The following is a 15,613-nucleotide window of genomic DNA, read 5'->3' on the forward strand; positions in this document are numbered from 1 at the left end:
GTTTATATTGAACAATTATGACGCATAAAAAAGGCGAGCATTTGCTCGCCTTTCACAAAAAACTATCAATTACTTTTGATAATCAAGTACCTGACCTGCATTTGTAAAATCTGAAATAATCGTCTGATTATCGATTTTTCCAAATGCCTTGTCCGCAAATTTAGTACCGCGCATTTGCACGTTTAAGCGCGCTGCATCTTTATTAAGTACCGTTTTTGCGTAAAAGTCTTTAACATCAGCAAGTGTTACTTGCTCTACTTCTTTAATCAGCTCAACTTTTGAGTTGAAATCAAAGTTTTCTTCATACCAATCTGACAAGTATGGTCTTAACTCATCACCTAGGTTTTTCGGCTGCTCGTTTAGCTTGATCAGGACCGCATTTTTAAGTTGCGCAAATGTCTCTTCGCTAATTGCATCGAGCTCTTTTTTGTACTCAAGCTTGTATTCATCGAAACGCGCCTGCATTTCACCTGGGCCTTTAACTGGTGTTTGAATATACATACCAAAACCAACATAGTCGTCAAGCGTGGTGCTAAAGCCACCTACTGCATACGCCAGTTGCTCTTCGGTACGTAATTTATCAAATACTTTATTGCTAAAGTGACCTTGCAAAACAAGCCCTTGCGCTTCTTGTTTCTTACCTTTTACTGGGTGCATATGCATATCAACTAAGGCTACATCGGCTACGTCAATATCACGTTGTACGCTAAATACTTGACCAGATTTTGGTAACCACGCTTTCGCACGCGCATATTGCGTTGTTGTCACCTCGTTAGGTAGCGCTTTTTCAAGACTAGATACAACGGTTTTCACGTCATTCTGGTCGTAGTTACCAAACATAAATACGCGTACTTGGTTATTAGTAAGAACCTGCTGCATTACTTTGTTTAAGTCGCTAATTGAAAGCGATTTAGCACGTTCAATCAATGCAGCGTCTTCATAACTGCCTTGGCTTGTTACTTTATAAAACGCATTGAATGCTTGGCTGTAAGGGAAGTTTTTGCTCTTGTTTGCAACAGCACGTAAGAAACGGTCTTTCGCTTGGTTAAACTCAAGCTCAGTTGGCGCAACACGTAACTCGTTCATACCGGCTACAATTAATTCGCTTTGTTTGTCGGTAAAACCATTCACAGTGAATACCACACCATTTGAATCAGAAAGGCTCATAGACATACCGCCCACACCTGCTTCTGTATTCAACGCAACGACATTTTTACTGTATAAGTCTTGCCAAACTGATAATAGAATCGCTGTGTCCATATCGCTAAGCGTTGCTGGGTTATTAATATACACTTTCAGCATGCCTTTTGGCTGGTGCGAGAAGTTTTTGCTCGCAAACTGCCATACTTTAATATGCTTAGTGTCGTGAACAAGCTGCGGTTTCTCTTTAATTTCATCGCTCGCGGCTTTTAAATCAAAGCTTTCTGGCAATAAACGATTTACTGCAGGCAAGTTCATCGCAACGTTTGTTGGCGCTTTCCAGCTGTTAATTTCATCTTGTGAAATATCAGCAATGCGGTAGTTACCATCATAGAAATGAAGTGTACTGTCTGTTTCTTCTTTTTGGCTTACGTACCAAATTTTTAACGTTTCTGGTGTAAGTTGATCAAGCACTTGTTCAATTGCTTTTTCATCAAACTGACCATAGTAATATGGTGCATTAATCACATGATTCGTTGGATAAACTTGCATTGCGCCTGCAAGGTTAGATACATAACCAAATTCATCACCTTTTTCTAAGAATTTGAACTGATTATTAAGTGATGTTCTGATTTCATCAAAGTACTTCTTATCAACGCCTTTTTCGCGAATAAGGTCGATGTACTGCATGATAATGGCAACAATCTCATCACGGTGTTCCATGCCACTATCCGTTAACGTTACATCAATTGAGAACGTACCATAGTTACCATAATGTGAAGGTGATGCATTAGCACCGAGATCTGAGATCCAGCCTTTTTCACGTAATAACGTAGCAGGTGTGCCCGGCATTTCTGAATAAATTAGGTATGACAGAAAACGATTTGGCTTGAGCGCAAATTGGTCGCTGTTGTTTTCGATTGTGAAGTCGAGTGTTAATTGTTTAACGTCTTTGTTTGGCTTATAAAATACCTTTTTACCGCCAACTTTCGTTAAATCAACTTTCGCTGTAACACTCGGCTTTTCAATATTTTTATTTTTAATATCTGAAAAGTATTTATTCGCTAGCGCTTCCATCTCAGCAAGTGGCTTATTGCTAAGTAGTGCTACTTTCATGATATTTGATGAATAATATTTATCAAAAAAGGCAACGGTTTCAGTGTGTAGCTTGCTACCTTCTTTATCACCAAGGGTTTCTAAATTACCAATTAAAAAGCGGTTTGCTGGATGTTCGCCCATCATTTTACGAGCAAGTTTGAACTGACCAAAGAAATCAAGCTCGCGACGCATTGACCATTCAGCGTTTACAGCGTTCTTTTCTTTGTCGGTATACTCTGGATAAAGCTTCGGTGATTTAAAGAAATCAGAAAAACGGTCAAGCCCTTCTTCAAATGCATCGTTATTCGCTTTGAACATATAGTTGGTAATATCTAACCAAGTATATGCATTATGAGCACCACCATTTTTGGTCATAAACTCTGAATATTCGTTAGTATCAGGGAAACGTTCAGTACCTAAAAACAGCATATGCTCTAAATAATGCGCCATACCTTGTTGTGTCATTGGGTCATGCAATAAACCAACACCCACACTGAGCGCTGCAGCAGATTTATCAACACTTGGGTCTGACACTAAAACAACTTCAATCTCGTTGCTTAATTTTAATGTTTTGTATTCGCGGTTATCGTTCGGGCTAACAACCAATGATTCTGCATAAAGATTTGGATTATTCGAAGAGGTATTAGCTTGGTTAGTGGCATTACAACCAACTAAAACAGCAAGTGCTAATGCACTTAGGCTAAGTGCTTTTTTCATAATGGTTCCCTAGAGTTATAAATACAAAAAACGCTCTAGTGTCTTGTCATAGAGCGTTTTTTAATACCAATTCTACTAAATAGGTAATCACCTAGCGCATTGGATAAATTAAACGCTGAAGCATAAAATTTAACCCGCTAGAATGATTAATCAATTAAGTGAATTGATATACATTTATTCCACTATAAAAAAGCAGTGATTAAATGCAATACTTTAATTGTATTATTTGTAACGGTTTGTCAACAAATGAGATTTTGCGTTAGCGCGCTAACACAGGCTTGCGCTTGCGTCGCCAAATTAAGGCAGTCGCCATTAAGCCCAATAATGCGCCAAAACTACCACCTGAATCATCCGACGTTACTGGCGGCTTTGGCGGCTCTTTTATTAAGGTATTTTCCTTTGGTGTTAAATCACTTGCGGTGTCAGTGTTGCTATCGATAATCGTGACATTTTCGATGGTAATTAAACGTTCTGCACCAAGCAATGCATTACCATTTTTAAGGTCAGTACACTGCTCTTCCGTTGTATTTACGAGAGGGTATTCATTACACGCAAAATTAGATAACTGATCAATTAAATCCATGCCTTCACCAATTACTTGGCCAAACACCGTAAAACCACCATTTTGTGTATCTAAATTAGCGCTATTATCTTTTAGGTTGATAAACCACTGACTTGTCGCACTATTTGGGTTGTTAGCCACTTTGGCCATAGCAATAGTGCCACGTACGTTAGAATAAACTGGCTCATTTACCACGGTACCATAGGTATCGATAGGTAAAAATTTACTGCCGTTATAGGTGTAGCCACCACCTTGCAGCACGAAGTCCGTTATTAAGCGGTGAAACACCACTTCATTGTAACGCTCGTCATTAACATACTTGAGAAAGTTCTCGACTGTTTTTGGTGTAGTTTCATCAAACAGGTTTATTTGAAAGTTGCCTTGTGTAGTTTGAACCTCAACAATCGTTGCCTGCGCAGCGCCCGCAAATAAGCCAGCAGCTAAGAGAGATAGTTTTAGCTTGTCCATAATTTCCCGTGAATATTTTGTTAATTTTTATCGAAAGCAGCTTACCGATTATTTGCCAACATGGCTATAAAACTCACGTGAGAATTACAATTAATAACACTCCTTTAACAATAATTACGAGGTTTTGCAATTTCGGCCCTCGCAACCGGACAATTGTCCGCCCATAATTTTATTGTGATGGTTAGAATAATAGCGTTTGTTAATTAACTGCCGAAATTTATAATGATTACTGTGCGCTCTTTCACTTTTTTAGCACTCTCTATGCTGTTTATGAACAACAGCTACGCGACAAATAATGAGCAAAAGCTCACCATTTTGCACACCAATGACCACCACGGGCGCTTTTGGCGCAATGAGCAAGGTGAGTATGGTATGGCGGCAAGAAAAACGCTTATTGACCGTTTACGTGCTGAGGCAAAAGCGAAAAATCATCAAGTGCTGTTGTTATCAGGTGGTGATATAAACACTGGCGTGCCTGAATCCGATTTACAATACGCTGAACCAGATTTTAAAGGCATGAGCTTAATTGGCTACGATGCCATGGCTATCGGTAATCACGAATTTGACAATTCACTAGACGTTCTAGATAAACAAATTGCGTGGGCAAATTTCCCTCTGCTCTCGGCAAACATATTTAATAAAAAAACGGGTGAGCATGCATACCAGCCTTACCAAATCATTAAACGTGACGATTTAACAATTGCGGTAATTGGTTTAACCACAGTCGATACGGCTAAAATCGCAAACCCTGATTATGTAGGTCATTTTGATTTTCGTACACCTGCAGATGCAGCGGCTCCTTTACTAGAAAAACTCGAAAAAACCTACCAACCCGATATTACAATTGCCGTAACGCACATGGGGCATTACGTTGATGCCAAACACGGCATTAATGCTCCGGGCGACGTGACTTTGGCTCGTACACTAAATGCAGGTGCGTTGGATCTTATTATTGGTGGACATTCACAGGAACCTGTTTGTATGGAAGGTGACAATACTGCTGATAGCGACTTTTTACCAGGCGATGAATGTCGTCCTGACCGTCAAAACGGCACATGGATTATGCAAGCGCATGAGTGGGGTAAGTATGTTGGTAAAGCCGAGTTTTCATTGAAAAACAACGCGCTTACACTACTAAACTATGAGCTTATTCCGGTTAATATGCTGCGTGAAACAAAGCAAGATGGTCAAACCGTCAAAAAGCTTGCATCAGAAAAGATCCCGGAAGATCCTAAAATGCTCGCATTTTTAACTCCGTACCAAGAGAAAGGTTCAGCAAAAATTTCACAGCCGATCGGTGAATTAATTGGTGATTTAGAAGGTTCGCGTAATAAAGTTCGCTTTGTGCAAACCAATCTAGGCCGTTTGATTGCAAAAGCACAAAGTGAAAGTGTCGGCGCAGATTTCGGTATTATTAGCGGTGGTGGTATTCGCGATTCTATTAAAGCGGGCGACGTTAGCTACAAAGATATTTTGCAGGTTCATCCATTTAAAAACCGCATTACCTATCTTGAACTAAAAGGCCAAGAACTGGTTGATTACATCAGTTTAGCTGCCAGTTTTCCACCGGATTCAGGCGCCTACTGCCAGTTTTATGGCATCGAATTTAAAAAAGAAAATGATGAGTTAACCATCACTAGTATTGGGAACAAACCTTTTGATGCCAATAAACGCTATCGTTTTACACTCAATAGCTATAATGCAGCAGGCGGTGATGGCTACCCGAATATGACAAAACACCCGCACTTTGTTGCAACCGACACAATTGACGCTGAAGTATTGAAAAATTACTTTTTGCAAAACTCTCCGGTTGATGCCACTAAGATTTAAACCCTCCCTGCTAAAAGACGTAAGCTAACACTTACGTCTTTTACCTTTCATAGTATAAAGCTTGTGTTTCCAAGCTTGGTCCCTACTACGAAAATAAGTTTTTAATTGGTTTGAGTCTTTCAGTTAATTAGAAATATAAAAACCAAATTAGATATTTTAGCTACCGGATCTAACTTCGAATGATCCTCAAATGAATTTTATCCGGTATGACGGAGTAGAAATTGAAGTTGCTACAAGCCCAGAAACCTAACAAATAACAATCGTTAAAATGATAGAGCCCATATTATTGCATCACGTCTACTCGGTTTTACTAAATTGGGAGAATAAAGATTAAACGCGTTACCAAATTTTAATAACTCAAACACTTATCAAATTAGAGGTCGATAAACGCATATGCTTCAGAAACTTAAAAGCATAATACGCGTCATCGACAAAGTTCTTACGATTATTTACCGATTATTTCAATTTGATCAGTATCAACATTACGTAATCCATAATGATGAAGCTTTGAACGTGACCCTTCTCCATGGGCTTTTGGGGGATAGAGCATGTCTTTTAGTTCGATATCATCCAATAGAATTTCATCTAGCGCAGCGCGAATTTCACTTAGCGTTTTCTCTAAACTATTTGAAAAGTTCGGCCTTTTACGAATAGTGTGTCCTAGTTCCGTTAAACGATAAAAATACTTGTTTGCAAGGCTAACAAGTTCATCTGGCAGCTCTTTATTTTGGTTAAGTAAAACATCTGGTTGTGCCATGCAATATTCTATCAATGCTGTATAAAAACATAATGGCTTATTGGCGAGTGGCACACTTGTGTGAGTACGACTGTTGATCAGCAATTTCTGTTCAAGGTCGATAACCAGTCTCGCTCGCTCTTCGTCAATACTCTCTACTACCAAATTGTTTTTTGTTAACTTCAAGTCATAACGGTAGTTAACTAAAAAATAAAATCCGATACTTGCGATGAGTGTCAACCACGAAAAATAATCAAACAAGCCCAATTTTTTTATCGAGAAAGCGAATCGCACTACTCGTGTAGGCGTGCTAAATTGATGGGTTACAACTTTACGATTTGAGCCAACATCGTAGTTATTTGACTGAATAGCCAATACCTTTGGTAATAGTGGATGGTGCATTAATTTTTCATTTAATGCCGTAATGTAATTTGCTACGGCCAAGTCATTGCCTGCACTACTTTTATTTGGATCAGGCAAAGGTAAGCGATTTAAGTCTTTTGCTATTCTATTTTCAATATGTTGTGTTAACTGGTACTCAGCGTTAACAAGATTTATGCGTTTAGCTACGCCATAGACCAACTGAAATACCAAAAAGACTAATATGCACAGCAAAATTTGCTTATTTTTTTTAACATTCAACATAACTTTCTACATCTTTAAAATAGGGAGAGGTTTGGGCATTTGCATGGCGGTGAATAATTTGATTAATTGCACATACAAGCTCTGTGTTTTCGGTCTCCATTTTAAAATACCAACGACTTCCACTTACTTTACTGCTGATCGGTGTAATGTAATTTTCTAAAAAACGGTCCATATCGTCTTGCTTCCAATAAGACGCAATCACATCGACTTTTCCTTCAGCTAGCAGATCTCTCAGCGCAGAATGTGAGTTAGCCTGCACAATGTCCAAACTATCAACATTAATATTTAAACGTTTAAACAACGTTCTCGGTAAAATGTAACCAGAACGACTACTTGGGTAATCCAACAAGCCAATACGTTTATCAATAAAATACTCTTTTTCAAGCTTTGGTTTTTCATTTAACGAGATAAAAAATGCCGTGTAATCAGGATAGGCAAGCAAGGTTTTATAGTTAAAAGTGTATTCACTTTTAAAGGCAACCATTAAATTCTCTTTAGTCATGATTAAATCAGCGTTACCTCGCCCGATAAAATCTAATGCATCACTCATATTATGGCCCCAGTTTAACTGCACTTGGCCAAACTGCTTTGCAACAATCGGGTTATTACAAAAATACGGTATAAGCTGCTTTGCTAACTGCTCTGTTGGTACATAAATATTGAACGTATTTTCATTTTCTGACAACGCTTTATCACATTGTTGCTTGACAGACATAAAAGTATCAATTGCCTTTAATTTGGTTGGGTATTGAGAGCTCCCTAGAAAACCAAAAAGAACAATTAATATACAAAAAACAGCTGTTAATACCGCTTTTGAAAACAAAAAGTTATATTTCATTTTAATTGTTATTATCTATGCTCAATTCAAGCCTCAATTTCATCACGTATATTTACTTATTGCAATAGGTAAATTTATTTGAAACACATAAATCATTGATTTTATTGTTTTGTTAACAAGTAATTATGAATCCTAATGAGTCCTTTCTATTTTTGTAAAACTAAGGACAATTAGCCTTGTTGATAACAACTACATACAATTAAAAAGATGATTATGAGCTTACGTTCTTTGATATTAATTGCTCTTACGCTAACGCACTTTCAAGCGGCTGCATGGAGTCAAAATGGGCATCGTATAATCGGCAAGATTGCCGACAATCATTTAACTGCTGACACTCGTAATGCTATTGCCCCATTATTACAAGGCGATAAACTGGCTGAAGTAACCACTTGGGCTGATGAAATGCGCTCTAACCCAGAACCCTTCTGGCAAAAAGAGTCGGGTAAGTGGCACTATATTAATATCGCTTCGGCAGACGAATTTAAACCTCATCATTACCATCTTTCAGCCACCGACGGCGAAGTTACTGATATTTACGCTGGTATTTTGAAAGCCACCGCGGTGCTTAAAAGCGCGAACACCTCATTAAAAGACAAGCAATTTTATTTTCGTTTCCTCACTCATTTAGTTGGCGATATTCATCAACCAATGCACGCTGGTCGCAGTGAAGACTGGGGTGGAAATAAAATAAAAGTGAAATTTTTCGGTAAAGAAACCAATTTACACTCATTGTGGGATAAAGATCTAGTTGAAAGCGAAAACCTTTCTTACAGTGAATTTGCCGAGTTTATTGATACAAACGACGCAAAGCTCATTTCTACTTACCTAGCCTCAGAGCCCAAAGATTGGGTGCTTGAATCATTTCATTTAGCACAAGGTTTGTATGATATCGGTAACGGTGAATTTAAATACCATTACGTTTACGAGCAAATGCCTGTAATTAAACAGCGTTTACTACAAGGCGGAATTAGATTAGCTGGTTTGTTAAACCACATTTTTGACGAATCGGCACACGCGAAAGCAGTTACTAAGTAATCTGCTAACGCATGAACAAAAGCAATAAAATTTTTAAAACTAACTTTCAAATTTAGTTACACGGGAAACTACTAATGAAAACGCAACTACGTAAAAGCGCTTTAACACTTGCTGTTGCTGCTTGTTTGGGTGCATCTGGTGCAGTTTATGCGACAGAAACCTCATCAGCAGTGCGCGGTAAAATTACTACGCCTGCAGGAGAAGCTGCTGCTAACGTTAAAATTAAATTAATTCACGAGCCATCGGGTACGGTTACTGAATATACAACGAACGACGCAGGTGCATTCCTTGCTAAAGGTCTTCGTGTTGGTGGTCCTTACACTGTAATCATCGATTCAGATAAGTATAAAGATATCACTAAAGACCGTATTTACTTAAGCCTTGGTCAAACAAGCCGTATTAGCGAGCAACTTGAACCATTAACAATGGAAACAATTCAAGTAACCGGTGTTAGCTATACACAACAAGCTGGCGGAGCAAACAGTGCATTCGGTGCAGAAATCATCGAAAATGCGCCAAGCTTCAACCGTGATATTAAAGATATTGCGCGTATTAACCCACTTGCGACAGTAACTGGTTCTGGTGAATTAACAATTGCTGGTAACAATCCACGTACTAACGCGTTAACCGTTGATGGCATCTCACAAAATGATGATTTCGGCCTAAACTTCAGTGGTTACCCATCACAACAGCCGCCAGTATCACTTGATGCTATCGAGCAAGTTACTGTTGACTTTGCACCTTTCTCAGCATCTAAAGGTAACTTTGGTGGCGGTACAATCAACGCGGTAACTAAGTCAGGTACAAACGAGTTTAAGTTCTCTGGCTATTACGAAACATCAACACCTGATATGGCTGGTGACGTAGATCGTCTAGTTGAAATTAAAGGTCAAGACGAGCGTACGTACGAAACCGAAAAAGTAGACCCAATTCAAACTGAAGCACGTTACGGTTTCAGTGTTGGTGGTCCTATTATCAAAGACAAACTATTCTTCTTCGCAAACTACACATCATGGCGTAGTGAATTAGAGATGGATTATGGTTTCGAAGGTTCAGGTGCTACTCACCTTTACAACACAACTGAAGAAAACTTCAACCGTTTCTTATCTATCTTAGAAACAGAGTACGGTATGACGGATTCTTTAGGTGGCGACCCTGAAGATACCAATGATACATTAATCAGTAAAATTACTTGGAATATTAACGACGCGCACCGTCTAGACTTTACTTACCAGTGGCAAGACGACCAAGATGAGCGTAATTTCGGTAATGGTGGCGACACTGTGATGTTAGCATCAAACCGCTACACTTATGTTAATACATTCAATAACTTCGCAACTAAGATTTATTCAGATTGGAATGATGACTTCTCATCAGAGATCAGCATTAGCCACAAAGATGTAACAACTGAGAGCAACACTAACTCAAACATCGGTAGTGTAAAAGTTGAAGAAAAATTCCGTGGACCTGCTTACCAGTTTGGCATGGATCAATTCCGTCATGCGAACTACGCAGAAAACCAAAATACTGCGCTTGCATTTGATGGTACATACCTTCTTGGTGACCATGAGATTAAATTTGGTGCTAAGTACGAGCGTTTACGTTTATACAACCTATTTGCAGCAAACTCTTTAGGTTCATGGGAATTTGATAGCTTTGATGGTTTTGCAAACCGTGAAGTTGGTAACTTCCGTGGTAGCTACGATTTTGACTATGCAAATGCCTACACAAACGATTCAAAAGACACGGCATATGACGCAACACGTAGCCAAATTGCGCTATACATCGAAGATACTTTCTATCCACACGATGACGTTGAGTTAACTGCTGGTGTGCGTTATGAGCGTTTATCATCTGATGATAAACCACGCCTTAACGAAGCGTTCTTAGAAACTTATGGTTTCAGCAACCAAGAAAACCTTGATGGCTTAGACATCATTCTTCCACGTATTGGTTTCCAATGGTTTGCGAGCGACGACTTGACAGTTAAAGGTGGTGTAGGCCGTTTCCAAGGTGGTATCCCTAACGTTTGGTATAACAACCCATTCCAGAACGATGGTATTACTTTTGTAGCAGCACCAAGCAGTGCAATTGCTGATTACTATTCGCAAAACCCTGCTGATATTACAGAAGTACCTCAGGCCATCCAAGATTCACTAGTGCCAGGTGCGGGTAGCACTAACTACACGGATCCTAACTTTGAGCTGCCATCAAGCTGGCGTGCACAGTTAGGCTTTGATTACAACTTCTCAATTGAAGGTTTTGGTGATGACTACATTTGGTCAGCAGAACTTGCGTATGAGAAGAAACAAAATGAAGCTGTTTGGAAAAACACAGCACTTAAAGAAGTGGGTTTAGCAGCTGATGGCGAACGTGTAATTTACGAAAGCCGTTACGAAGGTGACAAAGCTGATAACTTCGACATTATGATGACTAATGCTGATGACGATGGTCGCTCAATTATCTTTGTTACGTCACTTGCGAAAAACTGGGATAACGGTGTAAGCATGACCATGAGTTACACGCACCAAGATATCGAAGAAAACCACGTAGGTTCTTCATCTCGTGCACAAAGTAACTATAAGCATAACATTGTTAAGAGCCGTAACATGGACATGGCTGCTCGCGGTCACTACGAAATTGAACATAGCTTTAAGTTAAACCTAAACTACAAGCGTGAGTTCTTTGACGGTTACGAAACACGTTTCGATATGTTCTTTGAACGTCGCTCAGGTCGCCCTTTCAGCTGGGTAATGGGCATGTATAAAGATAGTGATTTAGGTGATACTCGCGACTTCTACTCAAACAGTGCATACCTTGCTTACATCCCAACGGGTGCTGATGATCCAAATGTAAACTGGGAAGAGTCTGGTATTTCTTGGGAAGAATTAAGCGCGCTTATGAATAAAGCCGGTTTAAGTGCTTCAGGTTCAATTATGGACCGTAACTCTGATAGCCAACCTTGGGTAACTAAGATGGATATCAGCATTAAGCAAGAGATCCCTGGTTTTGCAAAAGGTCACAAAGCGCAAGTTTACTTAATGGTTGATAACTTCGCTAACTTGCTTAACAGCGATTGGGGTGTTGAAAAACGTCTAACATACCCTAACCAAACACTTTATGACTTTGGTGGCTTAGATGATCAAGGCCGTTATATTCTTGACAAACGTTTTGATGGCGCAAGCACATTAAACTACAGCACAATCGATCTGGGCTCGTCAGCGTGGCAAGCTAAAATCGGTGTAAGCTACAAGTTCTAAACTAAAAAACCCCTTGAAAATAAAAGCCCAGCATTTGCTGGGCTTTTTTTTACACTGAAATAAATTGGACTAAACTATTGCAGTGTAACCAAAAAGTAATAATTTTAATAAAAGCTTAATGATGCTGTTTTAGGCTTACTAAAACTACTATCAAGGGAAAGATCTATGAATATACTCTTCAACAAAAAGCTACTGCCACTTGCAGTCGCAAGCTGTCTATGTTCAACAGTGGTTAATGCAAACGATACGTCATCATCGTTAAAAGGTAACATTGTTGGGCCTAACGGTAACCCTGCCACTGGCACACAAATAACGATTATCCACCTACCTTCTGGTTCAGTAAAAACTGCAACTGTTAACGACGCTGGCTTATTTAGCGCAAAAGGCCTTCGTGTTGGTGGCCCATATCAAGTAATCGTTGATTCCAACGAGTTTGAAGACACTATGGTAGAAAACATTTATCTTACATTAGGTAAAGAATACCCATTAAGTGTGCAGCTTCAATCAGCATCAGCAATGGAGCAAATACTTGTTACTGGTCGCCCTCTTTCAATGCAATCGGGCGGTACAGGGCCTGCAAGTAACTTCACCTTAAATGATTTACAAAGTAAGCCTGCAATTAATCGCGATATTAAAGACATTATTCGAACCGATCCGAGGATCTATATAAACGAAGCGGCAAGCGATGCGATTCAGTGCGCTGGCGGTAATCCACGTTTTAACAGTTTAACTGTTGATGGCGCGCGTATGAACGATAATTTTGGCTTGAACAGTAACGGTTATCCGACTGAACGCATGCCCTTTTCTTTTGATGCGATAGACCAAGTAGCAGTTGAACTCGCGCCGTTTGATGTGCAATACGGCGGGTTTACGTCATGTAACATCAATGCGGTTACAAAATCAGGTAATAATGAAGTTAGCGGCAGCGTATTTTTTGATTACACCAGTGATTCATTAAAAGGTGATTCAATTGAAGGAACTCATGTCGACACAGGTGACTACAGCGAAAAACGTTATGGCTTTAATGTTGGTTTACCACTAATAAAAGATAAATTATTTTTCTTCACCTCTTATGAAGAGCTCGATGGCGCACAAATTTTTGATTACACGCCCTTTGCAAATGGAAAAGTAAGCCAAGCTACGATTGACCGCATTACACAAATTGCTAAAACGAATTACGGTTATGATCCTGGTAGCATGGTCCCAAGTTTACCGGTTGAAGATGAAAAATTATTAGTCAAACTAGACTGGAACATCAGCGACGATCACCGTGCAAGCCTCGTATATAACTATAATGATGGTTATACGCTAAGTGAATCAGATTCGGGCTCAAGTGCCCTATCTTTATCAAATCACTTTTATGAACGCGGCGCCAAATTACAATCTTTCGTTTCGTCACTTTATTCCGATTGGACCGATGACTTTTCAACTGAAGTACGCATTGGCTATTCAAAGTTAGATAATCGTCAAATATCGATTGATGCGGCATCAGGTTTTGGCGAAATGCGTATATCAACACCAGACGCCGATGTTTTCATTGGCCCTGATGACTCGCGACAAGCAAACAAACTAAAATACGACAACTTGTCACTAAAGCTGGCGGGTACTTACTTTTTAGATAATCATGAAATATCGTTTGGTTATGAACGCGAGTCACTCGATGTTTTTAACATGTTTGTCCAGCACAATGAGGGCGAATACCGTTTTAGTTCGATTGATGATTTTGAAAACGGTATTGCTCGCGTATATTATGGCAACGCACAAAGTCACAACCCAAAAGACGCTGCTGGTGAATTTGAGTATGCGCTCAATACATTCTATGTGCAGGACACTTACGACTTAATTGATTACGATTTAACACTGACATTTGGCTTACGTTATGACGTGTATACCAGTGATGATGTGCCCGAATACAGTGCGAATTTTGAACAGCGCTATGGTTTTTCAAATCAACAAAACTTAGATGGCGTTGATTTATTGCAACCACGTTTTGGTTTTAACTGGATTTATAACGACCAATTAGAACTACGTGGTGGCTTTGGTTTATATTCAGGCGGTAACCCGAATGTTTGGATTTCAAACAGTTATTCAAACGATGGGATTCGTAATATTCAGGTCGATAAGAAAAACCTTCAAATTTTGGGACCAGATGCAATAGCGTTTAATGGTTCAGGGCGCCCCGGTTACGATATTCCAGTTGAACTTTATGACGCGGTTTCGCAAGGTGGCGCCGATGATAGCACCAACGTAACCGATCCAAACTTTGAAATTCCGTCGGAATGGAAGTTTGCATTAGGTGGTACCTATATCACAGAGTCAAACTACATCTTTAACTTAGACTATCTGTATACTGATAAACAAGATTCCGCTGTGATCCGAAACCTAGCTGATGAGGTCACCGGAACTGCGCCGGATGGACGCCCGGTGTACTCAGGAGTTAACCACCCTCGTGAATCCGATCTGTTATTGACCAATGTCAAAGGTAGCGACGGTTACTCCCATGTGCTTTCTTTTGCTTTTAATAAATCGTTTGATAACGGCTTTGATATTGCAGCCTCTTATGCATATACCATTGCGAAAGAAGTGCACCCAATGACAAGTTCTGTGGCGTTTTCAAACTACCATCGAATAGCCGTAAGTGACCCTGAAAACCCGGGGGTTTCTACATCCAATTACGAGGTGCCACATCGTTTTACCTTCTCGGCAGGCTATGTGCATGAATTTATTGATGGCTTAGAAACGCGCTTCAACCTATTTGGGCAAGTTAGCCAAACTAACCCATATTCATACACTTTCTCGTCTTCTACCGGTGATTTAGGGTTTAATGACGAGGACCGTCAGCTTTTATATGTGCCGCAAAGCAATGATGCAAACGTTGTTTATGGTGATGACTTTGACCTAGAAGCATTCAATGCTTGGGTTAGCTCTGAAGGATTAAAACGCGGCGAAATACAAGATAGAAATGAAATCGATGGTGATTGGTGGACAACTATTGATTTCAAAGTTGAGCAGCAATTTCCTGGGTTTAACGATGGTCACTCAGGTTCAGCCTACTTTATCGTTAAAAACATCGGCAACATGCTAAACGATGACTGGGGTGTATTGAAACGTGGTAGTGCATTCCAACGTGCTGTCACCGCGGATATAAATGACCAAGGACAATATGTCTTTGAGGAATTTCATAATCCGTCAGGTACCAGTGTAGAAGTTGATCCATCACTTTGGGAAATTCGTTTAGGCGTTCGTTACAACTTCTAATACAAAGTATTATTAACTTAAAATGC

General features: G+C 39.6%; 8 protein-coding genes. 4 read left to right on the forward strand and 4 right to left on the reverse strand.

Features of this window, described 5'->3' with window-relative positions; translation table 11 throughout:
* Positions 1 to 69: 69 nt before the first annotated feature.
* The gene (locus C2M30_RS12755) at positions 70 to 2,955 is read right to left on the reverse strand and encodes an insulinase family protein (protein WP_105171884.1); all 2,886 of its coding nucleotides are present in this window, start codon (positions 2,953 to 2,955) and stop codon (positions 70 to 72) included.
* Positions 2,956 to 3,214: 259 nt separating this feature from the next.
* Positions 3,215 to 3,985 (reverse strand): peptidylprolyl isomerase, encoded by a 771-nt coding sequence (locus C2M30_RS12760; protein ID WP_105171885.1) that lies wholly within the window; start codon positions 3,983 to 3,985, stop codon positions 3,215 to 3,217.
* A 261-nt stretch (positions 3,986 to 4,246) separates the two neighbouring features.
* Here C2M30_RS12760 and ushA point away from each other — a divergent pair, with 261 nt between their 5' ends.
* Positions 4,247 to 5,815, forward strand: a complete 1,569-nt coding sequence (gene ushA / locus C2M30_RS12765) for a bifunctional UDP-sugar hydrolase/5'-nucleotidase UshA (RefSeq protein ID WP_234004725.1) — start codon at positions 4,247 to 4,249, stop codon at positions 5,813 to 5,815.
* Positions 5,816 to 6,260: 445 nt separating this feature from the next.
* Here ushA and C2M30_RS12770 read toward each other — a convergent pair whose 3' ends face one another.
* Both C2M30_RS12770 and C2M30_RS12775 read right to left on the reverse strand, forming a co-directional pair.
* Positions 6,261 to 7,196 (reverse strand): hypothetical protein, encoded by a 936-nt coding sequence (locus tag C2M30_RS12770; RefSeq protein WP_105171887.1) that lies wholly within the window; start codon positions 7,194 to 7,196, stop codon positions 6,261 to 6,263.
* Positions 7,183 to 7,911, reverse strand: coding sequence for a hypothetical protein (locus tag C2M30_RS12775; protein ID WP_234004726.1), 729 nt, complete (start codon positions 7,909 to 7,911; stop codon positions 7,183 to 7,185). Before C2M30_RS12775 ends, C2M30_RS12770 begins: the two co-directional genes overlap by 14 nt.
* Before the next feature lie 336 nt (positions 7,912 to 8,247).
* On the opposite strand from C2M30_RS12775, the gene C2M30_RS12780 reads away from it, so the two are divergent.
* The 3 genes from C2M30_RS12780 to C2M30_RS12790 all read left to right on the forward strand — a co-directional run bounded on the left by C2M30_RS12780 (position 8,248) and on the right by C2M30_RS12790 (position 15,587).
* The gene (locus tag C2M30_RS12780; protein ID WP_105172962.1) at positions 8,248 to 9,069 is read left to right on the forward strand and encodes a S1/P1 nuclease; all 822 of its coding nucleotides are present in this window, start codon (positions 8,248 to 8,250) and stop codon (positions 9,067 to 9,069) included.
* Between the two features lie 74 nt (positions 9,070 to 9,143).
* Positions 9,144 to 12,329 (forward strand): TonB-dependent receptor, encoded by a 3,186-nt coding sequence (locus C2M30_RS12785; protein ID WP_105171889.1) that lies wholly within the window; start codon positions 9,144 to 9,146, stop codon positions 12,327 to 12,329.
* Positions 12,330 to 12,494: 165 nt separating this feature from the next.
* A complete protein-coding gene (locus C2M30_RS12790) occupies positions 12,495 to 15,587 on the forward strand; it encodes a TonB-dependent receptor (protein ID WP_105171890.1) in 3,093 nt (1,030 codons plus the stop codon).
* The last annotated feature ends 26 nt before the right edge of the window (positions 15,588 to 15,613 follow it).

The sequence above is a fragment of the Pseudoalteromonas sp. T1lg24 genome, from assembly GCF_002964745.1.
Classification (GTDB): Bacteria; Pseudomonadota; Gammaproteobacteria; order Enterobacterales; family Alteromonadaceae; genus Pseudoalteromonas; species Pseudoalteromonas spongiae.

What these genes read in the sequence shown, in the direction of transcription:
- C2M30_RS12780 (WP_105172962.1), top strand. Translation starts at nt 8,248, where the DNA reads ATGAGCTTACGTTCTTTGATATTAATTGCTCTTACGCTAACGCACTTT.
- C2M30_RS12790 (WP_105171890.1), top strand. Translation starts at nt 12,495, where the DNA reads ATGAATATACTCTTCAACAAAAAGCTACTGCCACTTGCAGTCGCAAGC.
- C2M30_RS12775 (WP_234004726.1), bottom strand. Translation starts at nt 7,911, where the DNA reads ATGTCTGTCAAGCAACAATGTGATAAAGCGTTGTCAGAAAATGAAAAT.
- C2M30_RS12770 (WP_105171887.1), bottom strand. Translation starts at nt 7,196, where the DNA reads ATGTTGAATGTTAAAAAAAATAAGCAAATTTTGCTGTGCATATTAGTC.
- C2M30_RS12785 (WP_105171889.1), top strand. Translation starts at nt 9,144, where the DNA reads ATGAAAACGCAACTACGTAAAAGCGCTTTAACACTTGCTGTTGCTGCT.
- ushA (WP_234004725.1), top strand. Translation starts at nt 4,247, where the DNA reads ATGCTGTTTATGAACAACAGCTACGCGACAAATAATGAGCAAAAGCTC.
- C2M30_RS12760 (WP_105171885.1), bottom strand. Translation starts at nt 3,985, where the DNA reads ATGGACAAGCTAAAACTATCTCTCTTAGCTGCTGGCTTATTTGCGGGC.
- C2M30_RS12755 (WP_105171884.1), bottom strand. Translation starts at nt 2,955, where the DNA reads ATGAAAAAAGCACTTAGCCTAAGTGCATTAGCACTTGCTGTTTTAGTT.